Origin of the sequence: Microbispora sp. KK1-11, from assembly GCF_006874435.1 — a bacterium.
GTDB classification, from domain to species: Bacteria; Actinomycetota; Actinomycetes; order Streptosporangiales; family Streptosporangiaceae; genus Microbispora; species Microbispora catharanthi.
The window spans coordinates 208,887-231,798 of sequence record NZ_VIRJ01000008.1; the positions used below are offsets into that span (position 1 = coordinate 208,887).

The window sequence follows — 22,912 nt, forward strand, 5'->3', positions numbered from 1 at the left end:
CCCAGGAGGCCCCTGTCATGACCGATCGGTCCACGCTTCGCGATCTTTCCGCTCCGTCTTTCGCCACCCGTCATATCGGCCCCTCCGAGGCCGGCCGCGCCCGGATGCTGGAGGCCGTCGGCTACGAGTCGGTGGCCGACCTACTCGCCGTGGCCGTGCCCGAGGCCATCCGCACGCGCGGCCCGCTGAACCTGCCCGAGGCGGTGGGGGAGGCCGAGGCCCTGGCCGAGCTGCGCGCCCTCGCCGGCCGCAACCGGGTGCTGACCCCGATGATCGGCCTCGGGTACTACGACACGATCACCCCGGGTGTCGTCCTCCGCAACGTGATGGAGAACCCCGGCTGGTACACCGCGTACACGCCCTACCAGCCGGAGATCTCGCAGGGGCGGCTGGAGGCGCTGCTGAACTTCCAGACGGTCGTGTCGGACCTCACCGGCCTCGACGTCGCCGGCGCGTCCCTGCTCGACGAGGCGACGGCCGCGGCCGAGGCGATGACGCTGGCCCGGCGGGCGAGCAAGGCGAAGACCGACGTGTTCGTGGTGGACGCCGACGCGCTGCCGCAGACCAAGGCCGTGCTGGCGACCCGCGCCGAGCCGCTCGGCATCACGCTGGTGGAGTCCGACCTCGCCGGTGAGCTGCCCGAGTGCTTCGGGGTCCTCGTCCAGTATCCGGGCGCGAGCGGCCGGGTGACGTCCTTCCGCCCGGTCGCCGAGCGGGCGCACGCCCAGGGGGCGCTGCTGGTGGCCGCGGCCGACCTGCTGGCGCTGACCCTGCTGGAGTCCCCGGGCGAGCAGGGCGCCGACATCGCCGTCGGCTCCTCCCAGCGCTTCGGCGTCCCGCTGGGCTACGGCGGCCCCCACGCCGCGTACATGGCCGTCCGCGAGGGCCTGCAGCGGCAGATGCCGGGCCGCCTGGTCGGCGTCTCGGTGGACGCCGACGGCCGCGCGGCCTACCGGCTGGCCCTCCAGACCCGCGAGCAGCACATCCGGCGGGAGAAGGCCACCAGCAACATCTGCACCGCGCAGGTGCTGCTCGCCGTCATGGCGTCGATGTACGCCGTCTACCACGGCCCGGAGGGCCTCAGGAGGATCGCCCAGCGGGCGCACCGCCACGCGGCCGTCCTGGCCGCCGGGCTGCGCGAGGGCGGCGTGGAGGTCGTCCACGACGAGTTCTTCGACACCGTGCTCGCCCGCGTGCCCGGGCGGGCCGCCCAGGTCGTGGCCGCCGCCGCGGAGCGGGGCGTCAACCTGCGCCTGGCCGACGACGACCACGTCGGCGTCGCCTGCGACGAGAAGACCACCACGGACCACCTGCGGGCGGTCTGGGCGGCGTTCGGCGCGTCCGAACTCGTGGTCGAGGACCTCGACCGGGTGACCTCCGACGCGCTCCCGGCCGACCTGCAGCGGACCTCGGACTTCCTCACCCACCCGGTGTTCCACTCCTATCGGTCCGAGACGGCCATGCTGCGCTATCTGCGGCGGCTGCAGGACAAGGACATCGCGCTCGACCGCTCGATGATCCCCCTGGGCTCCTGCACGATGAAGCTCAACGCGACCACCGAGATGGAGCCGGTCACCTGGCCGGAGTTCGCCTCGATCCACCCGTTCGCGCCGTCGGAGCAGGCCGAGGGGTACGCCGAGCTGATCGCGACGCTGGAGGGCTGGCTGGCCGAGGTCACCGGCTACGACCGGGTGTCGATCCAGCCGAACGCGGGCTCCCAGGGCGAGTTCGCCGGGCTGCTGGCGATCAGGTCCTACCACCGATCGAGGGGCGAGGACGGGCGTGACGTGTGCCTCATCCCGTCCTCCGCGCACGGCACCAACGCCGCCAGCGCCGTCATGGCGGGCATGCGGGTCGTCGTGGTGGCCTGCGACGCCAACGGCAACGTCGACCTTGCCGATCTCGCCGCCAAGATCGACAAGCATCGCGACGCGCTCGCCGCGATCATGGTGACCTACCCGTCCACCCACGGGGTGTACGAGGAGACGATCGTCGAGATCTGCGAGCGGGTGCACGAGGCCGGCGGGCAGGTCTACGTCGACGGGGCCAACCTCAACGCGCTGGTGGGCCTGGCCAAGCTGGGCGAGTTCGGCGCGGACGTCTCCCACCTGAACCTGCACAAGACCTTCTGCATCCCGCACGGCGGCGGCGGCCCCGGCGTCGGCCCGGTGGCGGTCAAGGCCCACCTCGCCGAGCACCTGCCGGCGCACGTGTCGGCCGCGCCGTACGGCTCGGCGGGCATCCTGCCGATCTCGTGGGCGTACGTCAGGATGATGGGCGCCGACGGGCTGCGGCAGGCGACCGAGCAGGCGATCCTGTCGGCCAACTACCTGGCCCGGCGGCTGGCGCCGCACTACCCGGTGCTGTACACCGGCAGGGACGGCCTGGTCGCCCACGAGTGCATCGTCGACCTGCGCCAGATCACCAAGGAGACCGGTGTCACGGTGGACGACGTGGCCAAGCGCCTGATCGACTACGGCTTCCACGCGCCCACGATGTCGTTCCCCGTCGCGGGGACGCTCATGATCGAGCCGACCGAGAGCGAGGACCTGGCCGAGCTCGACCGCTTCGCCGACGCGATGATCGCCATCCGGGACGAGATCGCGAAGGTGGCGTCGGGAGAGTACGACAAGACCGACAACCCGCTCCGCAACGCCCCGCACACGGCCGAGTGCCTCACCGCCGACGAGTGGACCCACCCGTACTCGCGGGCGGTGGCCGCCTACCCGGTGCCCGGCCTGCGGGACGACAAGTACTGGTCGCCGGTGCGCCGCATCGACCAGGCGTACGGCGACCGCAACCTCGTCTGCTCCTGCCCGCCCCTCGAGGCGTACGAGGACTGATCAGTTGGGTATGTCGGCCCCGCCCGGCGGCCGGTCTCGTTAAGATCGCGGTGATCGTTTCTCATCACCTGCGACCATGCGAGGCCCCTGTATGACGGCCATCGATTCCGGGCGGCGGTCCGACCGGCTCGACCACGCGCGCCGGCTCGCCGAAAGCGGCGACCTCGACGGCGCGGCCGCGATCTTCGCGGAACTCGCCGCGGACGAGGACGCGCCGGACCGCGGCGAGGCCGGCGAGGGCCTGTCCGTCGTGGTCGAGCGGATGGCCGAGCGGCTGCTGGAGGACGGCGAGCCCGAGCGGGCCGCCGACGTCCTGCTCGAGGCGCTGTCGGTCAGCGCGGTGGCCGACCCGGCGCGCCTGCGGGTGCTGCTCGGCATGGCGCACCTGGAGATGGCGTGCGCGCAGTTCGCCGGGGCCGTGGAGGACAGCCGCCAGGAGGGGGCCGACGCCGGCACCGGGGCGCTCGCGATCGAACTGCTGGCCCGTACGCTGCCGCTGCGGGGCCGCGACGCCGACGCGGAGACCGTGTGGCGCTACGGCCTCGACCACCCCGACGAGGCGCTGGCCGACCAGGTGCGGCTGCGCCTCGGGCGGGACGTGCGCCCCGCCATGGAGGGCGTCGAGGGCTGAACCGCCGGACCGCTCAGCGCTGGGAGCGCCGGCTGACGGCGTAGGCGAAGTTGACCGCGATGATCCCGCCCCAGGACAGGAGCAGGCCCGCGAGGCCCGCGTTCGCCACCGCGATCGCGGTCAGCGGGATGCCCAGGGCCAGCGACCCCATGGCCACGCCCACGGCGCTGTCCTTCTGCTTGACCGGAGGGCCGGGCGGCTGGTGACGTAGCTGGGCCGCCACCTCGTTGCGTATCCGTGCGGCGATCTCGACGTCGAGCTTGTCGAGGAACGAGTCGACCAGCGCGTCCTCGTACTCGGGGCCGAGGTCGCGGCGGGCCGCCATGACGGCGCGCAGGTCCTCGCGGGACGAGGGGGCCGCCGGCGGCGGAGGGACGGGGTGCCCGGTCGCGGGCGGCGGCTGCTGCGATGCGATGTCCGTCACCGTGACATTCTGGCCCCTTTCGCGGGCGCGTGCCATCCTCCGATCGGAGGGTCGCCTCCTCCTGCTCCGGTCGGACCCGCTACCGTCACCCGCATGGAGATCGAGACCCCGCACGGCCGCGCTGTGGCCGAGGTGGACGAGGTGGCCGATCCCCGGCTGCTGCTGGTCCTGACCCACGGGTCCGGGGGAGGTGTGGACGCCCCCGACCTGCTCGCCGTACGGGACGCGGTGCTGGCGATCGGGGGGACCGTCGCACGGGTGACGCAGCCCTTCCGGCTGCGCGGCGCGCGGGCGCCGGGGTCGGCGGTCAAGCAGGACGAGGCGTGGCTGTCGATCGTCGCCGCGCTCCGCGAGCGCCACCCGGGCCTGCCGCTCGTCCAGGGCGGGCGGAGCAACGGCGCGCGGGTCGCCTGCCGCACCGCGCGTGCCGCCGGGGCCGAGGCGGTGGTGGCGCTCGCGTTCCCGCTCCACCCACCGGGCAAGCCGGAACGGTCACGGGCGGAAGAACTGCGGCAGGCGGGGATCCCCGTGCTCGTGGTCAACGGGGATCGGGATCCGTTCGGCGTGCCGGACGAGAAGGACGCCGCACGTCTCGTGGTCCTCCCGGGGGAGGGGCACGAGTTCAAGAAGGACCCCGCCCGGGTGGGCGAGGTGGTGGCGCGGTGGCTGCTTTCCCCTCCACCGGCGGAGGGCTAGGCCGCGCTGATGGCCATGTCGGTGGGGCGGTGCGGCGCGATGACGCCGCCGTCGGGCAGCAGCTCGCCGGTGTCCTCGAACAGCACGACGCCGTTGCAGAGCAGGCTCCAGCCCTGCTCAGGGTGACAGGCTATCGTGCGGGCGGCTTCTCGGTCCTTTGCATCCGCACTGGGACAGGCCGGTTCATGAGGGCACATCGCCGGGGCTCCGTGTCTTTATCGTTCGCTCTTTTTGTCTTCCGGGTGTCCGTGGGGTATGACGCACACCACACTGGACTACACCAGTTTGCGGCTCGGCCGCATCCGTACGACATAGTCCGTTCGGAGCATTTCCGCCGGTCGGGCAGGGGACCCGGCCGCACCCCGAGCAGGCTCACGCACACTGATGTGACCTAGTACACAAGAATGCCCCATTGGAGGCAACGGTCCGGCCTCGACACGCCGTCGGGCGGGTAACCGAGAGATCACAGATTCCGGTCAGCGAACGCGACCGATGCGGACGGCCCGGAAATTCGCAGGTCTCAGCCGCCGAGGCCCGCGATCAGCGCGTCGAGGCCGTGCTCGAAGTCGCGCTCGCCCTCGGCGGTGCGCGCGTCGCGCACCTCGGCGTCCGGATCGGCCCACCCCGACTGCTGGACCTCCACCGCCACGCTGCCGAACACGTAGGCCCGTAGCGCCCGGACCGCTCCGGCCGGGTCACCCGCCCCCGCCTCGCGCAACTGCTCGGTCTGCTCCCCGATCGCGATGAGGGCCGACCCCTTCGGCGGCTTGGTCAGGGCCAGCGACAGCACGCCCGGGTGTTCGAGCAGCGCGGCACGGCTCGCGCGGGCCCAGGCGCGCGCCCTGTCCTGCCAGGTGGCGGCGGCGGCCGGATCGACCTCCACGGTCGTCACGTGCTCGGCGAGGGCGTCCATCAGCGCATCCTTGCCCCGCGGCAGGTGGTGGTAGATCGCCATGGCCTCCACCTGGAGGGCGTCGCCGAGGCGGCGCATGGTCAGCCGGCGCAATCCCTGGCCGTCGGCGATGTGCAGGGCGGCGTCGATGATCCGCTCGCGGGACAGGGGGACGGGTGGTCGCTTGGCAGGCACGGCGATCATGCTGCCATATCGATCCTTACTTCGTAAAGGGCGGCGCACCCTGCGGTGCGGGCCTCCGTGTGGAGCGCGTACGCTACCGACTGCGACGCGAGTTCGATTGCGCGAGTCCGATCGCGCGAGTTCGATACCGAAGGGGCTGACGATGGCGTTTTTCCGTCCGCGGGTGAGCCGGGAGGCGGAGGTCCGCTACCACGCGGATCTGGAGATCCGGAAGGACTTCGACCACGTGCTGGAGAAGGTCCGGGTGGCGCAGCGGCGGTTCCAGGAGGCGAAGGCGGCGGGCGCGCCGCTCCCCGAGCTCCGTGAGGCGGCTCTGGGCCTCGACGCCGCCCTGACCGAGGCGCTGCGCGCCGCGGAGGCGGGCCAGCGCGCCACTTTCGGGGTGAAGTCCTACGACAGCAGGATCGCCCGGCGCAAGGCGAAGGCCACCCCCGACGGCGCGCTGTGGACCGACGAGGTGAACCGTCTGCGCACGCTGCGCGAGGCGCACCGCCTCAGCGGCATCCCCCGGGTGCCCCGCGCCTCCAAGACGGGCGACCCCGCCCGCCTGACCCCGCGCGACGTGCGCAAGGGCCTGGCCGCCGCCGGCCGCTGACCGCACGCAGCAGTACGGCCCGCACCCCATCGGGGTGCGGGCCGTACGAATATTTGAATCAGCCGGTCCGAGTCTCAGCCAGCACGAATCTCAGCCGGCACGAATCTCAGCTGGCCCAGTCGAGCAGCGGGCGGGTGTTGCTCGGGTGGCGCAGCTTGGACAGCGACTCCTTCTCCAGCTGGCGGATCCGCTCCCGGGTCAGGCCCAGGTGCTTGCCGATCTCGTCCAGCGTGTGCGGCTTGCCGTCGGCCAGGCCGAAGCGCAGGCTCATGATCTTGGCCTCGCGCGGCGACAGGTTGCTCAGCACACCCTTGAGCTGCTCGGCCAGCAGCTGCCGGTCCACGACCTCGGACGCCTCGGGGGAGTCGACGTCCTCGATGAGGTCGCCGATGCGCGTCTCGCCGTCCTCGCCGATGGTCGAGTCGAGGCTGATCGGCTGCCGGCTGGTGCGCAGCAGCTCCTCGATCTGGTCCGGGGTCTTGTCCAGCTCGACGGCCAGCTCCTCCGGCGTGGGCTCCCGGCCGAGCCGCTGGTGCATGTCACGCTCGACGCGCGACAGCTTCGACAGCATCTCCAGCACGTGGACGGGAAGCCGGATCGTCCTGGCCGAGTCGGCGAAGCCGCGCTGGATGGCCTGCCGGATCCACCACATGGCGTACGTCGAGAACTTGTAGCCCTTGGTGTAGTCGAACTTCTCGACGGCGCGGATCAGGCCGAGGTTGCCCTCCTGCACGACGTCGAGCAGGGCCATGCCGCGGTCGGTGTACTTCTTGGCCACCGAGACGACCAGGCGGAGGTTGGCCTCCAGCATGTGGTCCTTGGCCCGCCTGCCGTCCTCGATGACCCACTCCAGGTCCTCGCGCACGTGCGGGGGCAGGTGCTCGCCGTTCTCGAGCGCGGTCTCCAGCTTGTACTCGGCGTACAGCCCGGCCTCGATGCGCTTGGCCAGCTCCACCTCCTGGGCGGCGGTGAGCAGGGTGCGGCGGCCGATGGACTTCAGGTAGGTGTGGACCGAGTCGCCCATGACCGACGAGGTGTCGTCGAGGTCGAGCGTCTCGCCGTCCTCCGCCTCGGCCTCGTCGGCCTGCGGCTCCTCGTCGTACGGCTCCTCGTCGGCGGCCTTGGCCGTCTTCTTCGCGGCGCTCCTGGTGGACGGCGCGTTCTTGGCGGCCTGCGCCGCGGCCTGGGCGGCCCGGCGGGACTTCCTGGCCGGCGCCTTGGCGGGGGTCCGCGCCCCCGTCTCGGCTGCCGCATCGGTCTGCGCGCCCGGCTCGTTCTCCGCGCTGTGCTCGGCGGCCAGGTTCACGCCCGCCTCGGTGAGCTCCCGCAGGATCGAGCGGCCCTCGACGGGGCTGACGCCGGCCTTCGCGAAGGCCTCGCGCAGCTCCGACAGGGAAAGGCGACCCTGTGCACGGCCTCGCTCCAGAAGCAGGTCGAGCGTCGTCGGGGTCGCCTCGCGCTCGGGCGAGGCCGCCACGGCGGTCCGGGGCATGAGGACACCTCCTCCTTGCGGAGTTCATGGTTGGTTCGAGGTTCTGATGCTTGCGATCGGGGCGCGGCGTCCGGCGGCTCAGCGCACCAGTATCAATAACGCTCTCGCGCCCGGTTTGTTCCCTCACCCCGCGGGGGAGGCTGCCGGACTCGCCCGGGCGGGCCGGTCAGTCGGGGATGATGCTGACGCTGACCTGGGGCACTGGCATGGGATTCGCGCCCTGGATGCGTTCGGACGTCCAGTAGTCGGCGACCCCGTCCGGGTCGTCCGTGAGCTCCTTCAGCACCACGTCGGGGTCGACCTCGGGGGTGGATCGCGACCCGGTGAGGTCGCCGTGGCCGGGATCGTCGGGGGTGACCTCGACCGATCCTCCGTGACCGCCCGCCGCCGGGCCGAGCTTGGCGGCGGGGGCGTCGCCCACCTTCGCGACGTCGTCCAGGCGGCCGGCGAAGGCGGCGGCCGTGACCGACGCTCCGCCCACGATGACGACGCCGACGAGCACGGCGGAGGCCATCATCTTGTGGGCCGGTGTGAGGCGGATCGGTTGCATGCGGCGTCCCCTTCCCCCTGCTCTTACAGACGCACGAAGGTCATCCGCGGTTCCGGTTCTTGAGTTCGACCATATCGGGTTTGCCGTTCGGCAGGAGCGGTATCTGGGACACCAGCTCGACGGCGCGCGGCGCGGCGTAGGCGGGCAACCGCTCCTTGGCGAAGGCCCTCAGCGCGCCGAGCGTGACCTCGCCGCCGTCGCGGGGGACCACGACGGCGACCACGATCTCGCCCCACTCGGGGTCGGGCCTGCCCACCACCACGACGTCGCGTACGGCCGGATGCCCGGCCAGGACCTCGGCGACCGAGCCGGCCACGACCTTGCGGCCGCCGGTGTTGATCACGTCGTCGGCCCGGCCCAGCACGGTGAGCCGTCCGTCCTCGATCGAGCCCAGGTCGGAGGTGACGAACCAGCCGCCCTCGAAGGGCCGCTCCTCGCGCAGGCGGTAACCCGAGAACAGCACCGGGCCCGCGATCCGCACCCGCCCGTCGCCGCCGATCTTGACCTCGACTCCGTCAAGCGGCACGCCGTCGTACACGCACCCGCCGCTCGTCTCGCTCGAGCCGTACGTGGTGACGATCCTGGCCCCCGCTGCGCGGGCCTCGGCCAGCAGGCCCGGAGGGGCGGCGGCCCCGCCGAGCAGGATCGTGCGGAAGGCCGCGACGTCCGCCCCGGCGTCCAGCATCCGCCGCAGCTGGGTCGGGACCAGCGAGACGTGGTCCGCCCCGCTCGCGGCGACCTCGTCGGGGGAGAAGCGCGCGTGCATGATCGGCTCGGTGCCGCACAGCAGCGACCGGACGAGCACCTGCGCGCCGGAGATGTGCGACGGCGGCAGACAGCACAGCCAGCGGTCGCCCTCGCGGGCGCCGAGCCTGGCCAGCGAGGCGCGGGCCGAGGCGAGCAGCGCCTCGGCCGTCAGCTCCACCCCCTTCGGGGCGCCCGTGGAGCCGGAGGTCGCGATGATCAGCGCGGCGTCGGACGGCTCACCGTCCGGCTCGCGCCGCACGCCGTCGGCGGTGACGACGTGGGTGGGGCGCAGCGCGGCGAGCGTCGCCTCGAGCGCGGGCCGCGGCAGGTCGGGCGACAGCGGCAGCACGGCGGGCCCGTCGCCGGTCAGGGCCTGCCGTACGGCCTCGGAGAGGGCGGGCCCCGGAGGCAGGACGAGAGCGTGCACGGGTCGCTGCCTTGGGCGGTGTCCTGGACGGCTGAGCACGGTCGTAAGGTTAGTCCCGGCGCGGTGGCCGGAGGCGACCGCCTGGTTGGCGACGACGAAGGAGCGGGTGTGACGAGCGGGGTCGACTGGAAGCGGTCGGGTGAGTACGAGGACATCATCTACGAGACCGCGGAGGGGATGGCGAAGATCACGATCAACCGCCCCGAGCGGCACAACGCCTTCCGGCCCACGACCTTGTTCGAGCTCCGCGAGGCCTTCAACCGCGCCCAGGAGGACACCGAGGTCGGTGTGATCATCTTCACCGGCGCCGGGGACAAGGCGTTCTGCTCCGGCGGCGACCAGAAGATCCGCGGCGACGACGGCTACGTGGACGACAAGACCCACGGCATCGGCCGGCTCAACGTCCTGGACCTGCAGGTGCAGATCCGCCGCTGCCCCAAGCCGGTCATCGCCATGGTGGCGGGCTACGCCATCGGCGGCGGCCACGTTCTGCACGTCTGCTGCGACCTGACGATCGCCGCCGACAACGCGAGGTTCGGCCAGACCGGCCCCAAGGTGGGCTCGTTCGACGGGGGATACGGCTCCTGGCTGCTCGCCGAGACCGTCGGCCTCAAGCGGGCCCGCGAGATCTGGTACATGTGCCGCCAGTACGACGCCCAGACCGCGCTCCAGTGGGGCCTGGTCAACGCGGTGGTGCCGCTGGAGCGCCTTGAGGAGGAGACCGTCCAGTGGGCCCGCGAGCTGCTGGAGAAGTCGCCCCTCGCGCTGCGCATGCTGAAGGGCGCGCTCAACGCGGTGACCGACGGCGCGGCCGGCATGCAGCAGTTCGCCGGCGACGCGACGCTGATCTACTACATGAGCGAGGAGGCCCAGGAGGGCCGCGACGCGTTCAAGGAGAAGCGCAAGCCGGACTTCTCGAAGTTCCCCCGCCGCCCGTAGAGGGCCGCGTGATGACGGCGGCCTCTCCGATTTGCCGTACGCTTGCGGCTCCGGGAACGGGAGGAGACGGGCGGGTGGACAGGAACCGGGCCGGCCTGGGCGTTCTGAATCTGGGCGTTCTGGAGGCGCGGCGGTGAACCCGGCGACCGCTCTCTCGACCGTCCTGATCGACGAACTGGTGCGCTGCGGGGTCACCGACGTGGTGCTCGCCCCGGGCTCCCGGTCCGCGCCGCTGGCGCTCGCCGCGCACGCCGAGTCGCGGGTGCGGCTGCACGTGCGGTTCGACGAGCGGTCGGCCTCGTACCTCGCGCTCGGCCTGGCCAAGCGGTCCGAGCGGCCGGTGGCCCTGATCTGCACCTCGGGCACGGCGGCGGCCAACTTCCACCCCGCCGTGATCGAGGCGTCCGAGTCGGGCGTTCCGCTGCTCCTGCTGACCGCCGACCGGCCGCCCGAGCTGCGCGGCACCGGCGCCAACCAGACGATCGACCAGGTCAAGCTGTACGGCTCGGCCGTGCGCTGGTTCGCCGAGGTCGGCGTGCCCGAGGAGCGGCCGGGCCAGGTGGCCTACTGGCGGTCGCTGGTGTGCCGGGCCTGCCAGCGCGCCGCCGGGCCGCCGGACCCCGGGCCCGTCCACCTCAACGTGGCCTTCCGCGAGCCGCTGATCCCCGACGGCGACGCGGGCTGGTGCGAGCCGCTGGACGGCGACGCCTCCGGCGCGTGGTTCCGGGCGCGGGTCGCGCCGCCCTCCGCCGCCCTGCACATCCCGCCGACCCGGCGCGGCGTGCTGGTCGTCGGCGACGGCGCCGCCAACGTGCGGCGATACGTCGCCGCCGCGGGCATGGCGGGCTGGCCCGTGCTGTCGGAGCCCAACGGCGGCGGCCGGTACGGCGACCACGCGATCTCTACCTACCACTTCCTGCTGGGCGATCAGGAGTGGGCCGACGCCCACCGGCCCGACGTCGTGGTCACCCTCGGCCGCCCCGGGCTTTCGCGCCCGCTGCTGTCGTGGCTGCGCCGGGCCGAGGAGCACATCGTGGTCGCCCCCGACCTGACCCGGTGGCCCGACCCCACCCGCTCGGCGACGCAGGTGGCCCAGGCCGTGGAGATCCCGATCGCGGCCGGCGGGGACGCCTGGCTGCGCGCCTGGCGGCACGCCGACCACGTGGCCCGCGACGCGATCGACGCGGTTCTCGACTCCTCCGGGCTGACCGAGCCGCGGCTGGCCAGGGACCTCGCCGAGGTGCTGCCCAACGGCTCGCTGCTGTTCTGCGGGTCGTCCATGCCGATCCGCGACCTCGACCAGGCCATGCGCCCCCGGCGGGGGCTGCGGCTGATGGCCAACCGGGGCGCGTCGGGCATCGACGGCCTGGTCTCCACCGCCGTAGGGGCCGCGCTCGCCCACAACGGCCCGGCGTACGCGCTGATCGGCGACCTCACGCTGCTGCACGACCAGAACGGCCTGATCCTCGGCCCGCGCGAGCCCCGGCCCGACCTGTGCCTCATGGTGGTGAACAACGACGGCGGCGGGATCTTCTCGCTGCTGCCGCAGGCCGCGCTGGAGGACCCGTTCGAGCGGGTCTTCGGCACTCCCCACGGGGTGGATCTCGGCTATCTGGCCGCCGCGAGCGGCCTGCCGTACGCGCTGGTCGAGGACCCGGAGGAACTGTCCAGGGCGATCAAGGGGGACGGCCTGCGCATCGTGGAGGCGCGCACCGACCGGGTGAGCAACGCGGCCGTCCATGCCGCGATGCGCGACGCCGTGCGCGCGGCCATGCGCGACTGATCGCCTTCCGGACGGAGGCGGGGCACGCCCGTCATTCTCCCGGGTTACCCGCGTTGGTCCTTTCGGCGGATGTCGCACCCGCCGGGCGACGGCAGAATGGGTGCTGTTACCGCGTTGAGGGAGTGAGATGCACGTCGACGAGTGGCTGCAGACCATCCCGTCCGTCTGGGTCTACGTGCTCGTGGGCGCCGTCATCGGGCTGGAGAGCCTGGGCATCCCGCTCCCGGGTGAGATCGTTCTGGTGAGCGCCGCGCTGCTGTCGTCCAGAGGGGTCGTGGACCCGATGGTCGTCGGGCTCTGCGCGAGCGGCGGCGCGATCGTGGGGGACTCCATCGGCTATCTGATCGGCCGCAAGGGCGGACGGGCGCTGTTCGACCGGCTGGGACGGCGCTTCCCCAAGCATTTCGGCCCCGCGCACATCGCCAGGGCGGAGCACATGTTCAACCGCCACGGGATGTGGGCGGTGTTCTTCGGCCGCTTCATCGCCCTGCTGCGGATCCTCGCCGGGCCGCTGGCCGGGGCCCTGCACATGCCGTACTGGCGCTTCCTCGTCGCCAACGTCCTCGGCGGCGTCGCGTGGGCAGGCGGGACCACGGCCGCGATCTACTACCTGGGCGTGGTGGCCGACAAGTGGCTCAAGGGCTTCTCCTGGGTGGGGCTGGTGGTCGCCGTCCTGGTCGGCATCGGTTCCACTTTGTGGCTCAAGCGCAAGGCCGCCAAGGCCGCGAGCGAGGAGGAGACCGTGCCGGAGACCGTCAGCGCCTCGTAACGCGCCGTCCGTTTTCCGCCAGCCCTCCGGACGGCCGCACGGCCACGATGAGGGCATGGCGTTCGAGATAAGGGCCATCGCGCCCGACGTGCTTGACCAGCTCAGGAAGACCGACGACGCCGGGCGCGCGCCGCGCCGGATCGTCGATGAGGAGGGCGGCAACCCGCTGCGCTGCTGCCTGCGCCGCTCCCGGCCGGGGGAGGCGGTCCTGCTCGCGGCCTACGCGCCGCTGCGCCGCTGGGCGCTGGAGACCGGCGCCGACCCCGGGGCGTACGAGGAGGTCGGGCCGGTGTTCGTCCACGAGGAGCCGTGCGGGGGACCCCGGCCGGAAACGCGGCCGGGAACGCGGCCGGAAACAGGGCCCGGCTACCCGGCGGCCATGGGCGGGCCGCGCCGGGTCTTCCGCACCTACCGCGCCGACGGGTCCATCCTGAACGGGCACCTCGTGGACGCGCACCAGTCGGCCGACCCCGTCGCGGCGTCGATCCTGCTGGACACCCTGCTTGAGGACCCGGAGACGGCGGTGATCCACGTGCGGGCCGTGGAGTTCGGCTGCTTCCTGTTCGAGGTACGGCGCGACGTGTTGGAGAATCCCACTACGAGCGACGCGCCGGTTCGTTGAGGTGAACGAAGCAGCGGCGGGAAAGGACGCCTAGCGTTCGGGCAACGGCCCGGCGACGAAAGGACCCCCTCCGATGGCTGACGTGGCAGGACGATGGCACACCCGGCTCGGTGAGCTGATCGCCGAGTACGAGGTGCCCGGCGCGACCCTGGCCTTCCTGCACGAGGGAGAGGTCCACGAGTCCGCCGCCGGCGTGCTCAACGTCGCCACCGGCGTCGAGGCGACCCCCGACTCGCTCTTCCAGATCGGCTCGATCACGAAGTTGTGGACGGCGACGCAGATCATGCTGCTGGCCGAGCAGGGGCGGGTCACCCTCGACACCCCGGTGCGGGAGATCCTGCCGGAGTTCCGGGTCGCGGACCCGGAGGTGTCCAAGACGGTCACGCTCCGGCACCTGCTGTCGCACACCTCGGGCATCGACGGCGACCTGTTCCTCGACACCGGCAGGGGCGACGACTGCCTGGAGAAGTACGTCGAGGCGTGCGCGGACCTCGCGCAGATCCACCCGCTCGGCGCCACCCACTCGTACTGCAACTCCGGCCTGTCCGTCGCGGGCCGGGCGGTCGAGCGCCTGACCGGCAAAGTGTGGGACGCCGCGCTGCGCGAGCAGGTCGTCGAACCCCTGGGCCTGACCCACACCTGGACCCTGCCGGAGGACGTCCTGCGCTTCCGCGCGGCCATGGGCCACATGGGCGGCGCGCCCGCGCCGATGTGGGGCCTGATGCGCTCGGCCGGGCCCGCCGGGCTGATCTGCGCCCGCGCCGCCGACGTCGTGGCGTTCGCCCGCGCCCACCTCGAAGGCGGCCTGCTGGCCGACCCGCGGGCGATGTGGGAGCCGCAGGTGGACGTCCCCAACCCGCACACGCTGGGCCGGCAGTGGGGGATCGGCTGGATCCTCGACGAGTGGGGCGGCCGCCGGGTGATCTCCCACGGCGGCAACACGATCGGCCAGGCGGCCATGCTCTGGGCGGTGCCCGACGCGGGCACGGTCGTGTGCGTGCTGGCCAACGGCGGCCAGACCGGCGCCTTCCAGCACGCCGTGGCCACCGAGCTGTTCGCCGACCTGCTCGGCCTGACCGTCCCGCCCGTGCTCGGCCCGCCGGCCGAGCCGTACGAGACCGACGTGGCGCGGTACGCCGGGGTCTACGAGCGGGCCGGCATGCGCATCACGATGACCGCGCGCGACGGAGCGCTCGCGACGCACATGGAGGCCACCGGGGCCCTCGCCGGCGCGCAGCCGCCCATGGACTTCGACCTCGTGCCGGTGGACGACGTCACCTTCGTCGGCCGCCCGCAGGGGCAGCCCGACTGGTGGTCGGCGGTGTTCTTCCGGCTCGACGACGGCACGCCGTACGTCCACCTCGGCGCGCGGGCCACGCCCAGGGTCGGCTGAGGCGGGGATGAGCGCACGGCCACGGGCCAGCCTGCGCCGGGTCCTTGAGGACCTCGGCAGCACCGTGCTCGACGTGGCCGCCTCACCCGGTGACCTCGACGCCGAGGTCACCGGGGTGCACATCTACGACCCCCTGGACGAGCCGCTGCAGCAGGAGGGGGCTCTCGTGCTCGCCGTCGGGGTGGACTCGGCCGAGCGGATCCGGGCCCTGCTCGACGCGGCCGGCCCGGCGGCCGGCATCGTCGTGAAGCAGCCGGTGGAGGTGGACGAGCCGCTCCGCGCGAAGGTCCTGGAGACCGGGGTCGCCGTGCTCGGCCTCACCCGCGCCGCCTCCTGGGCCCAGGTGGCGGCGCTGCTGCGCTCCCTGCTGGCCGAGCTCCGGGGTGAAGGCGATCTCGCAGAGCCGGGAGAGCCCCCGCCGGACGGCCTGTTCTCGCTGGCCAACGCCGTGTGCGCGCTGCTGGACGCGCCGGTGACCATCGAGGACCGCTCCTCGCGCGTGCTGGCCTACTCCGAGCGGCAGGAGGAGGCCGACCCCGGGCGGGTGGCCACCGTGCTCGGCCGGCAGGTGCCGGAGCGGTATCGGCGGATGCTGGAGGAAGGGGGCGTGTTCCGCCGGCTCTACCAGAGCCGCGAGCCGATCTACATCGAGCTCGACGACGAGGGGATCAACCGGGCGGCGGTGGCCGTCCGCTCGGGGGACGAGATCCTCGGCTCCATCTGGGCCGCGGTGCGCGAGCCGCTCAGCGAGCAGCGGCGGCGCGCCCTCGCCGACGCCGCCAAGATCGTCGCGTTGGAGCTCCTGCGGCAGCGCGCCGGGGCCGACACCAGCAGGCGGCTGCGCGCCGACCTGCTGTCGACCGTGCTGGCCGGGGGCCGCGACGCGGCGGAGGCGGCGGGCCGGCTGGGCGTGGCGAGCGAGCGGCTGTGCGTGCTCGCGGCCCAGCTCACCGAGGAGACCTACGACGACGCCGCCCGGCTGGAGGGCGACAGGCAGCGGTTCTGCGACGCCCTCGCGCTGCACGTCGGGGCCATCCACCCCAGGGCCGCCGCAGCGCTGGTCGGCTCGGTGGCCTACGCCGTGCTGCCCCTGCAGGCCGGCGGGCAGGAGGAGACGCGGGCCGTACGCGTGGCGGAGAGCTTCCTGACCAGGGTCGGCCCCCGGCACGCGGCCAACATCGGCGTGGGGCGCCTGGCGGCCGACCTCGCGGAGGTGGCCCGGTCGCGGGCCGACGCCGACCGGGCGCTGCGGGTGCTGCGCGCCAGGGGCGCCTCCGGCCAGGTGGCCGGGTACACGAGCGTGCACTTCGAGGCGTTGCTGCTCCAGCTGTCCGATCTGGTCAGGGCGGAGAAGCAGGCGCCCACCGGGCCGTACGAGCGGCTGCTCGCGTACGACGCCGAGCACGGCAGCGAGCTGGTCGCCACCCTGCGGGCCTACCTGGACGCCTTCGGCGACGTCAACGCCGCCGCCGCGCGGGTCCACGTGCACGCCAACACCTTCCGCTACCGCCTCAAGCGGCTGACCGAGATCGGCGGGCTGGACCTGTCCGACCCCGACGCGCGGCTCGGCGTCATGCTCCAGATGCGGATCTTCGGCCGATAGCGGGAGCCAACACGCAACCGATGGTTGCGTGAATGGCGTGCTCCCGGATAGTCTCACGTGCAACCAAACGTTGCAGGAGGCTGACGTGGAGTTCGGCACAATCGAGCGCGAGATCTACATCGACGCGTCACCGGAGATCGTCTTCGAGGTGGTGAGCAGTCCCGGCCACCTCAAGGAGTGGTGGCCGGACGACGCCCGGTACGAGCCGGCGCCCGGGGCGGCGGGGGAGATCGTCTTCGGTGACCGCGACGCCGGCGGGGCGGTGGTGTCGTTCACCGTCGTCGACGTTCGGCCGCCGCGGACGTTCTCGTTCCGCTGGACGCACCCGGCGGGCGAGGTGGCGGCCGAGGGCAACTCGCTGCTGGTCACCTTCGACCTGACCCCCTCAGGCGGCGGGACGCTGCTCAAGATGACCGAGTCCGGCTTCCGCGAGATGGGCTGGGAGGTCGCCGTCTTGGAGCAGCAGTACCGGGAGCACGTCACCGGCTGGGACTTCTACCTGCCGCGGCTGGCGCCGTACGTCGCGACGCTGCGGGTGCGGCCGTGAGCGCCACGGCGGCCGAGAACGTCGACGACGACCTCTGGTCGGCGATCGGGGACCCGACCCGGCGCCGGATGCTCGACCTGCTGCTCATCGAGGGCGACGGCACCGCGACCTCGCTGGCCCAGCGGCTCCCCGTCACCCGTCAGGCGGTGGCCAAGCACCTCGGCGTCCTCGACCGGGCCGGCCTGGTCAGGGGGACGCCGGCGGGCCGGGAGAAGCGGTATCGGGTGGACGACGCCCAGCTCGCCCGCGCGGTGGCCCAGCTGTCGTCGGTCGGTGCGGCGTGGGACGCCCGGCTGCGGCGGATCAAGCGGATCGCCGAGGCGATCCAGCGCACCCAGCAGGACTGACGAGACCAAGGAGAGCCGAAGATGGCAGACATCCTGCACAGGATCGGGGTCAAGACCCCGTCGCCGGAGAAGGTGTACGACGCGCTGACGACCGTCGAGGGCCTCGCCGGCTGGTGGACCGACGACACGAAGGGGAGCGGCGACGTCGGCGGCGTGCTCGAGTTCCGGTTCCCGCCCGGCGGCTTCGACATGGAGGTCGTCGAGCTGTGTCCGTCCGAGCGGGTGGCGTGGCGGGTGGCCGACGGCCCCGAGGAATGGATCGGGACGACGATCGACTGGGACCTCCGCCAGGACGGCGACTACACGATCGTGCTGTTCAGGCACCAGGGCTGGAAGGAGCCCGTGGAGTTCATGCACCACTGCAGCACCAAGTGGGCCACCTTCCTGATGAGCCTGAAGTCCCTGGTGGAGACCGGCGAGGGCGCGCCGGCGCCCCGGGACGTGCAGATCAGCGACTGGCACTGAGCCGTCGCCGGCGGGCCGCCCGGGTGCCGGCGGGTGTCAGAGCGGGATCCACTCGGTGGCGACGGTGACCTCGTCCAGCAGCGACGGGATCGGCTCGACCCCGATGCCCGGGCCGGTGGGCACGGTCAGATGCCCGTCCTCGAGCTCGAAGGGCGGTGTGATGTCGGTGCTGTAGTAGCGGCGGGAACCGGAGGTGTCGCCGGGCAGGGTGAAGCCGGGAAGCGCGGCCAGCGCGACGTTGGCCGCCCGGCCGATCCCGGTCTCCAGCATGCCGCCGCACCAGACCGCCACGCCGTGGGCGCGGCACAGGTCGTGGATGCGCCGGGCCTCCAGGTAACCGCCCACCCGCCCCGGCTTGATGTTGATCACCGAGCACGCGCCGAGGGAGATGGCCGCCGCCGCGTGCTCGGCGGACTCGATCGACTCGTCCAGGCACACGGGGGTGCTGATCGCGGCGGCCAGCCGGGCGTGCTGGACCATGTCGTCGTCGGCCAGCGGCTGCTCGATGAGCAGCAGGCCGAACTCGTCCAGCCGCGCCAACTGCGGGGCGTCGGCAAGGGTGTAGGCGGCGTTCGCGTCGACCTGCAGCGGCAGTTCGGGTCCGAAACGCTCGCGCACGGCGCGTACGGGCTCCAGATCCCAGCCGGGCTGGATCTTGAGCTTGATGCGGACGTAGCCCTCGTCCAGGTAGCCGGCGACGGCGTCGAGCAGTTCGGGGACGGAGTTCATGATGCCGACCGAGACCCCGGCGGCCACCCGGCTCCTCGTGGCGCCGAGGAAGCCGGCGAGCGACTGCCCGGTGGTGCGCAGGTGGGCGTCCAGCACGGCCGTTTCCAGCGCCGCCTTGGCCATGCGGTGCCCCTTGATCGGGCGCAGCGCCTCGTTGACGGCGTACGGCCCGGGGCGCGAGGGCAGCGCGGGGATCAGGAAGCGGCGCAGCACGTCGGCCGCGCCTTCGGCGTACTCGGAGGAGTAGAGCGGCTGGGACATCGCCACGCACTCGCCCCAGCCCTCGGCGTCGGGCGTGACGACGCGCAGCAGCAGTACGTCACGCCGCGTCTCGGTGCCAAAGGACGTGCGGAACGGCGCGACCAGCGGCATCGCGATCCGCCGCAGCTCGATACCAGTGATCTTCATGCCCGTGTTCGTCATGCCCGTGTTCGTCATGCCCGTGGTCTCCATCCGCGTGGTGTCATCACAGTGCGCGGCCTGCGCCGCCTCTCCCTTCCTCGCGGGCGCCCCGGCGGACGACGTAGCAGGACCTGTCGTGGAATCCGGTGACCCGGGCGCCGTCGCGCAGCAGGCCGCCGAGCACCTCGCGCAGGGCCAGCCGCCAGGCCCGGGCCGCGGCCGGATCGGTCACGCGCAGGGTCTCGATGTCCCTGGGCACGGCGACCAGCACCGTCTCGGCGTCGGTGCGGCCCCGCACGGGCCGGCCGCCGTCGTCGTCCAGTCCAACGACGGCGTCCGGCGGGATCTCCACCGGGGACGGCTCACCCCGTACGGCGGCGAGCACGGGAGGCGAGGCCAGGTGCCAGACGGCGAGCACCCGGTCGGACTCGTCCCCGGCGTTGATCGCGTCGCCCATGGTGCCGTAGAAGGCCGGCAGGTACTCCTCGGGCCGCGCGCCGAGCTTGGCGAGGTTGAAGTGGGCGTTGCGGCGCACCAGCGGATCGTACGTCCAGGTGATTGTCTCCAGGCCTCGGTCGAGCGCCCACTCCCGCTGGTGCAGCTTCAGCGCGAAGCCGACGCCGCACCCGGCGAGAGTCCCGGTGACGTGGGAGTGCAGCGCCCGCCGCGGCGGGGCCGCGGCGAACCCGACCGACGCGCCGACCAGCCGATCGTGCAGGTAGGCCCCGGTGACGTAGTTGCCGGCGTGCGAAAGCGCCCGCATCATCTCCACCGTGATCGGCTCGCCTCCGGGATCCGGCCGCCAGATGCCGCCGAACAGGCGGCAGACGTCCTCGAACTCCTCGATGGTGTGGAGTTCCCGCAGACGCAGGTCGCCGAGGCCGCTCATCGGCGCACCGCCTCGATCAGGCCGGTCAGCAGCGCCGCACGGCCCGGCATCTCGGCCACGACCACGTGCTCGTCGTCGGCGTGCGCGCCGCCGCCGACCGCGCCCAGCCCGTCCAGGGTCGGGCAGCCGGCCCCGGCGGTGAGGTTGCCGTCCGACGCGCCTCCGACGGCCGCGCCCGTGAGGGGAGCGAGCCCGAGGCCGGCGGCGACCCGCTGCGCGAGCGCGAACAGGCCGGCCGACGAGGCAGGTTCGAGCGGCGGGCGGTTCGGGCCGCCGAGAACCTCCAGACGGATGCCGGGCGTCCGGGGTGACAGCGCCCGCATCAGCGCGTCCACGCGGAGCTGGGCCGCGACGGTCGGCACGCGGACGTCCACGGCCAGGCGGGCCAGCGCGGGCACGGTGTTCATGGTGGTGCCGCCGGACAGCAGCGTGGGCGTGACCGTCGTTCCGTCCAGGGTCCCGCCCGGGCCGTCCGCGGCCGCCATCGCGGCGACGGCGAGGATCTGGTGGGCGAGCTCGACTCCGGCGTTGGCCCCCTTGCCGGGGTCGAGGCCCGCGTGGGCGGCCCGGCCGTGCACCACGATCTCGTACGCCGAGATGCCCTTGCGCGCGATCTTCAGCGCGCCGCCCTCGGCGCTCGCCTCCAGCACGAAGGCGGCGGCGCGGCCGCGCGCCGACTCCTCGACCAGGGCGCGGGAGGACGGCGACCCGACCTCCTCGTCCCCGGTGACCAGCACGCACACGCCGTCGGGGGAGGGCAGCGCGGCCAGCGCGTGGAACATCTGCACCAGCCCGGCCTTCATGTCGAACACTCCGGGTCCCCGCGCGATCCCGCCGCTGAACGACCACGGCCGCGTACGCAGGGAGCCGATCGGCCAGACCGTGTCGTGGTGACCGAGCAGCAGCACGCGCGGCTCGCCGAAGCTCCACCGCAGGTGCGTCACCCCGTCGATCACGATCGTCTCGGGAGGCACACCGAGCAGGCGGCGCCCCTGGCCGGCGACCACGGCGGCGCTGCGGGCCACCGCCTCATGGTCGGCGGAGAACGACTCGCAGCAGACGAGCTCCTCCAGGTCGGCGAGCATGGCCGCGGCATTCACCGTCGTCGTCACCGGGGCCTGCCCAGCTCGGCTCGGAACAGCCGCCGCACGTTGCCGCCGAGGATCTTCAGGATGTCGTCGCCGGGCAGGCCGCGCCGCAGCAGGGCCTCGGTGACCAGGGGCAGCCCGCGTGGCCCGTCCAGCCCGGGCAGGGCGGCGCCGGGGTCGATTCCGTCGAAGCCGAAGTCCTCACAGCACGGGGGAGTGACGTCGTGCAGCACCTCGCGGACGAAGTCGGGCCCCAGCCCCACGTGGTCGATCCCGGCGACCTCCGCGACGTGCTCGATGTGGTCCACCAGCCGGTCCACGGTGTGGTCGGCCGGATCCTCGGCGAGGAAGACCGGGAAGAAGTTGACGCAGACGACCCCGCCGGTGGCGGCGACGCCGCGGAGCTGGTCGTCGGTGAGGTTGCGGTGGTGGTCGCGCAGGGCCCGGGCGGACGAATGCGTCGCCATCACCGGGCGGCCGGCCAGCTCCAGCACGTGCTCGACCCCGCGTGCGCCCAGGTGGGAGACGTCGAAGATCATGCCGAGCCGTTCCATCTCGCGTACGGCCGCCACCCCGGCGTGGGTCAGCCGGCCACCGGTGGCGTCCTCGCCGCTGCCGTCCGCAAGCGGCGTGCGTCCCCAGTGGGCGATCGAGGCGACCCGTACGCCGAGCCGGTGCAGGGTGGGCAGCAGTTCGACGGAGGAGTCCAGGCCGGGCATGCTCTCCAGGGCCAGGACCAGGGCGATCACGCCGTCGTCGAGCGCCCGGTCGACCTGCGCGCCGTCCAGGCACAGCCGTACGGCGTCGGCGTTGCCCTCGGCCAGCGTGTGCGCGCACTCGATCATGCGAAGGGTCTGGCGCAGCGCGCCCTCCGGGCGGTAGCGGTCGTCGACGAAGACCGGCAGCACCTGGAGGTCCACTCCGCCGTCCCGCAGCTGGGGCAGCCACCGTTCCCGGAAGAACTCCGCCCACCGGGCCGGCGGGCGTTCCGCGACCGCCATCAGCAGGTCGTTGTGCGTGTCCGCGACGACCGCGCGGTGGTGGAAGGAGGAGGGGAGTTCGACTGACACCCCGCTGACGGTACGGCAGGGAGAGAGCGCGGCAATTCGTCCGGTCTCACCAAAGAACGGCGTGATGTTCGTCCGCCCGCACAAACGCCTCACATTACTTTGTAAAGGCGGTCCGCTGAATAAGCTGACCCCGTGGCAGCGCCGTACCGGACGATCAGGGACATCGTCGAGCACGAGATCGAGATCCGCCGTTCGCGCTTCGTCTGCGCGCTCGCCCCCGCCGCGACGGAGGAGGCCGCGCGGGAGTTCGTCGCCGAGCGCAGGCGCCTCTACGCCGACGCGACCCACAACTGCTCGGCGTACGTCGTCGGTGAGAGCGTGCGCAGGGCGGACGACGACGGGGAGCCCGGCGGCACGGCCGGCACGCCGATGCTGGAGATGCTCACCAGGCGCGGCTTCGCCGACGTGGCCGCCGTCGTCACCCGCTACTTTGGCGGGGTGCTGCTGGGCGCGGGCGGCCTCGCGCGGGCGTACGGCGGTGCGGTGGGGGAGACGCTCGACCGGGCGGAGGTGGTCGAGATGGTCCCCGCGGCGGTCGTGACCGTGTCGGTCGGCCACGCCCAGGCCGGAAGGCTGGAAAGCGACCTGCGCGCCTCGCCGTACGCGCTGCGCGGTGTGGACTACGGCGCGCGGGTCGCCTTCGAGGTGGCGGTGGCCGAGGACCGGCTGCCCGTCTTCGAGGAGTGGATCGCGGCGGTCACCGCCGGGCGGGCCGTGACCGCGCTCGGCGGCACCGTTCACCTCGCTCGCTGACGCGAGTCCCGC

General features: G+C 73.0%; 24 protein-coding genes. 14 read left to right on the top strand and 10 right to left on the bottom strand.

Annotated elements, in window-relative coordinates; all coding sequences use genetic code 11:
* Positions 1-17: 17 nt before the first annotated feature.
* Together gcvP and FLW16_RS14750 are read left to right on the top strand one after the other, a co-directional pair.
* Entirely contained in the window at positions 18-2,843 is a 2,826-nt protein-coding gene (gene gcvP / locus FLW16_RS14745; protein ID WP_142560570.1) for an aminomethyl-transferring glycine dehydrogenase, read from the top strand.
* A gap of 91 nt (positions 2,844-2,934) precedes the next feature.
* Positions 2,935-3,474 (top strand): hypothetical protein, encoded by a 540-nt coding sequence (locus FLW16_RS14750; RefSeq protein ID WP_142560571.1) that lies wholly within the window; start codon positions 2,935-2,937, stop codon positions 3,472-3,474.
* 13 nt (positions 3,475-3,487) lie between these two features.
* Here FLW16_RS14750 and FLW16_RS14755 read toward each other — a convergent pair whose 3' ends face one another.
* Positions 3,488-3,898, bottom strand: coding sequence for a hypothetical protein (locus tag FLW16_RS14755; protein WP_142560572.1), 411 nt, complete (start codon positions 3,896-3,898; stop codon positions 3,488-3,490).
* Between the two features lie 93 nt (positions 3,899-3,991).
* Between FLW16_RS14755 and FLW16_RS14760 the strand changes: the two genes are divergently transcribed.
* Positions 3,992-4,594, top strand: coding sequence for an alpha/beta family hydrolase (locus tag FLW16_RS14760; protein ID WP_142560573.1), 603 nt, complete (start codon positions 3,992-3,994; stop codon positions 4,592-4,594).
* On the opposite strand, the gene FLW16_RS14765 is transcribed toward FLW16_RS14760, so the two are convergent.
* Both FLW16_RS14765 and FLW16_RS14770 read right to left on the bottom strand, forming a co-directional pair.
* On the bottom strand, positions 4,591-4,791 hold the full coding sequence (locus tag FLW16_RS14765) for a DUF5999 family protein (protein ID WP_079313908.1): 201 nt from the start codon (positions 4,789-4,791) through the stop codon (positions 4,591-4,593). The two genes, FLW16_RS14760 and FLW16_RS14765, sit on opposite strands and share 4 nt — an antisense overlap.
* A 323-nt stretch (positions 4,792-5,114) precedes the next feature.
* Entirely contained in the window at positions 5,115-5,690 is a 576-nt protein-coding gene (locus FLW16_RS14770) for a TetR/AcrR family transcriptional regulator C-terminal domain-containing protein (protein WP_260615271.1), read from the bottom strand.
* Between the two features lie 142 nt (positions 5,691-5,832).
* Between FLW16_RS14770 and FLW16_RS14775 the strand changes: the two genes are divergently transcribed.
* Positions 5,833-6,285: a hypothetical protein gene (locus FLW16_RS14775; protein WP_260615272.1), complete on the top strand. Its 453-nt coding sequence runs from the start codon at positions 5,833-5,835 to the stop codon at positions 6,283-6,285.
* A 106-nt stretch (positions 6,286-6,391) separates the two neighbouring features.
* Here the strand turns inward: FLW16_RS14775 and FLW16_RS14780 are convergent, their stop codons facing one another.
* The 3 genes from FLW16_RS14780 to FLW16_RS14790 form a co-directional block, all read right to left on the bottom strand.
* Positions 6,392-7,777 (bottom strand): RNA polymerase sigma factor, encoded by a 1,386-nt coding sequence (locus FLW16_RS14780; RefSeq protein WP_142560574.1) that lies wholly within the window; start codon positions 7,775-7,777, stop codon positions 6,392-6,394.
* Positions 7,778-7,943: 166 nt separating this feature from the next.
* Positions 7,944-8,327: a hypothetical protein gene (locus tag FLW16_RS14785; protein WP_142560575.1), complete on the bottom strand. Its 384-nt coding sequence runs from the start codon at positions 8,325-8,327 to the stop codon at positions 7,944-7,946.
* Positions 8,328-8,367: 40 nt separating this feature from the next.
* Positions 8,368-9,501, bottom strand: coding sequence for an AMP-binding protein (locus FLW16_RS14790; protein ID WP_142560576.1), 1,134 nt, complete (start codon positions 9,499-9,501; stop codon positions 8,368-8,370).
* Positions 9,502-9,609: 108 nt separating this feature from the next.
* Here FLW16_RS14790 and menB point away from each other — a divergent pair, with 108 nt between their 5' ends.
* The 9 genes from menB to FLW16_RS14835 all read left to right on the top strand — a co-directional run bounded on the left by menB (position 9,610) and on the right by FLW16_RS14835 (position 17,969).
* Positions 9,610-10,440, top strand: coding sequence for a 1,4-dihydroxy-2-naphthoyl-CoA synthase (menB, locus tag FLW16_RS14795; RefSeq protein ID WP_142560577.1), 831 nt, complete (start codon positions 9,610-9,612; stop codon positions 10,438-10,440).
* A 133-nt stretch (positions 10,441-10,573) separates the two neighbouring features.
* Positions 10,574-12,223, top strand: coding sequence for a 2-succinyl-5-enolpyruvyl-6-hydroxy-3-cyclohexene-1-carboxylic-acid synthase (gene menD / locus FLW16_RS14800; RefSeq protein WP_142560578.1), 1,650 nt, complete (start codon positions 10,574-10,576; stop codon positions 12,221-12,223).
* 127 nt (positions 12,224-12,350) lie between these two features.
* Entirely contained in the window at positions 12,351-12,992 is a 642-nt protein-coding gene (locus FLW16_RS14805) for a DedA family protein (RefSeq protein ID WP_142560579.1), read from the top strand.
* A gap of 55 nt (positions 12,993-13,047) precedes the next feature.
* Entirely contained in the window at positions 13,048-13,614 is a 567-nt protein-coding gene (locus FLW16_RS14810; protein ID WP_142560580.1) for a DUF1203 domain-containing protein, read from the top strand.
* Positions 13,615-13,687: 73 nt separating this feature from the next.
* Entirely contained in the window at positions 13,688-15,007 is a 1,320-nt protein-coding gene (locus tag FLW16_RS14815; protein WP_142560581.1) for a serine hydrolase, read from the top strand.
* A 7-nt stretch (positions 15,008-15,014) separates the two neighbouring features.
* Positions 15,015-16,610 carry a helix-turn-helix domain-containing protein gene (locus tag FLW16_RS45940; RefSeq protein WP_142560582.1) on the top strand — a complete coding sequence of 532 codons (1,596 nt, stop codon included), beginning with the start codon at positions 15,015-15,017 and terminating at the stop codon, positions 16,608-16,610.
* An 85-nt stretch (positions 16,611-16,695) separates the two neighbouring features.
* Complete coding sequence (locus tag FLW16_RS14825) at positions 16,696-17,157, top strand: SRPBCC family protein (RefSeq protein WP_142560583.1); 462 nt, start codon at positions 16,696-16,698, stop codon at positions 17,155-17,157.
* A complete protein-coding gene (locus FLW16_RS14830) occupies positions 17,154-17,504 on the top strand; it encodes a metalloregulator ArsR/SmtB family transcription factor (protein WP_142560584.1) in 351 nt (116 codons plus the stop codon). Before FLW16_RS14825 ends, FLW16_RS14830 begins: the two co-directional genes overlap by 4 nt.
* A 21-nt stretch (positions 17,505-17,525) precedes the next feature.
* Entirely contained in the window at positions 17,526-17,969 is a 444-nt protein-coding gene (locus tag FLW16_RS14835) for an SRPBCC domain-containing protein (protein WP_142560585.1), read from the top strand.
* A gap of 36 nt (positions 17,970-18,005) precedes the next feature.
* On the opposite strand, the gene menC is transcribed toward FLW16_RS14835, so the two are convergent.
* The 4 genes from menC to FLW16_RS14855 are packed head-to-tail and all read right to left on the bottom strand — an operon-like array spanning position 18,006 to position 22,147.
* The gene (gene menC, locus FLW16_RS14840; protein ID WP_142560654.1) at positions 18,006-19,106 is read right to left on the bottom strand and encodes an o-succinylbenzoate synthase; all 1,101 of its coding nucleotides are present in this window, start codon (positions 19,104-19,106) and stop codon (positions 18,006-18,008) included.
* A gap of 58 nt (positions 19,107-19,164) precedes the next feature.
* Positions 19,165-19,989, bottom strand: a complete 825-nt coding sequence (locus FLW16_RS14845) for a GNAT family N-acetyltransferase (protein ID WP_142560586.1) — start codon at positions 19,987-19,989, stop codon at positions 19,165-19,167.
* On the bottom strand, positions 19,986-21,101 hold the full coding sequence (locus tag FLW16_RS14850) for a M20 family metallopeptidase (protein WP_260615274.1): 1,116 nt from the start codon (positions 21,099-21,101) through the stop codon (positions 19,986-19,988). Before FLW16_RS14850 ends, FLW16_RS14845 begins: the two co-directional genes overlap by 4 nt.
* Positions 21,098-22,147, bottom strand: coding sequence for a dipeptidase (locus FLW16_RS14855; RefSeq protein ID WP_142560587.1), 1,050 nt, complete (start codon positions 22,145-22,147; stop codon positions 21,098-21,100). The genes FLW16_RS14850 and FLW16_RS14855 overlap by 4 nt, the downstream gene beginning before the upstream one ends.
* 132 nt (positions 22,148-22,279) lie before the next feature.
* Between FLW16_RS14855 and FLW16_RS14860 the strand changes: the two genes are divergently transcribed.
* Positions 22,280-22,900 carry a YigZ family protein gene (locus FLW16_RS14860; RefSeq protein ID WP_142560588.1) on the top strand — a complete coding sequence of 207 codons (621 nt, stop codon included), beginning with the start codon at positions 22,280-22,282 and terminating at the stop codon, positions 22,898-22,900.
* The last annotated feature ends 12 nt before the right edge of the window (positions 22,901-22,912 follow it).

Excerpts from the sequence above, each read along its gene's own strand:
- gcvP (WP_142560570.1), top strand. The coding sequence starts at position 18 with ATGACCGATCGGTCCACGCTTCGCGATCTTTCCGCTCCGTCTTTCGCC.
- FLW16_RS14750 (WP_142560571.1), top strand. The coding sequence starts at position 2,935 with ATGACGGCCATCGATTCCGGGCGGCGGTCCGACCGGCTCGACCACGCG.
- FLW16_RS14760 (WP_142560573.1), top strand. The coding sequence starts at position 3,992 with ATGGAGATCGAGACCCCGCACGGCCGCGCTGTGGCCGAGGTGGACGAG.
- FLW16_RS14765 (WP_079313908.1), bottom strand. The coding sequence starts at position 4,791 with ATGTGCCCTCATGAACCGGCCTGTCCCAGTGCGGATGCAAAGGACCGA.
- FLW16_RS14770 (WP_260615271.1), bottom strand. The coding sequence starts at position 5,690 with ATGATCGCCGTGCCTGCCAAGCGACCACCCGTCCCCCTGTCCCGCGAG.
- FLW16_RS14775 (WP_260615272.1), top strand. The coding sequence starts at position 5,833 with ATGGCGTTTTTCCGTCCGCGGGTGAGCCGGGAGGCGGAGGTCCGCTAC.
- FLW16_RS14780 (WP_142560574.1), bottom strand. The coding sequence starts at position 7,777 with ATGCCCCGGACCGCCGTGGCGGCCTCGCCCGAGCGCGAGGCGACCCCG.
- FLW16_RS14785 (WP_142560575.1), bottom strand. The coding sequence starts at position 8,327 with ATGCAACCGATCCGCCTCACACCGGCCCACAAGATGATGGCCTCCGCC.
- FLW16_RS14805 (WP_142560579.1), top strand. The coding sequence starts at position 12,351 with ATGCACGTCGACGAGTGGCTGCAGACCATCCCGTCCGTCTGGGTCTAC.
- FLW16_RS14810 (WP_142560580.1), top strand. The coding sequence starts at position 13,048 with ATGGCGTTCGAGATAAGGGCCATCGCGCCCGACGTGCTTGACCAGCTC.
- FLW16_RS14815 (WP_142560581.1), top strand. The coding sequence starts at position 13,688 with ATGGCTGACGTGGCAGGACGATGGCACACCCGGCTCGGTGAGCTGATC.
- FLW16_RS45940 (WP_142560582.1), top strand. The coding sequence starts at position 15,015 with ATGAGCGCACGGCCACGGGCCAGCCTGCGCCGGGTCCTTGAGGACCTC.
- FLW16_RS14835 (WP_142560585.1), top strand. The coding sequence starts at position 17,526 with ATGGCAGACATCCTGCACAGGATCGGGGTCAAGACCCCGTCGCCGGAG.
- menC (WP_142560654.1), bottom strand. The coding sequence starts at position 19,106 with ATGAAGATCACTGGTATCGAGCTGCGGCGGATCGCGATGCCGCTGGTC.
- FLW16_RS14845 (WP_142560586.1), bottom strand. The coding sequence starts at position 19,989 with ATGAGCGGCCTCGGCGACCTGCGTCTGCGGGAACTCCACACCATCGAG.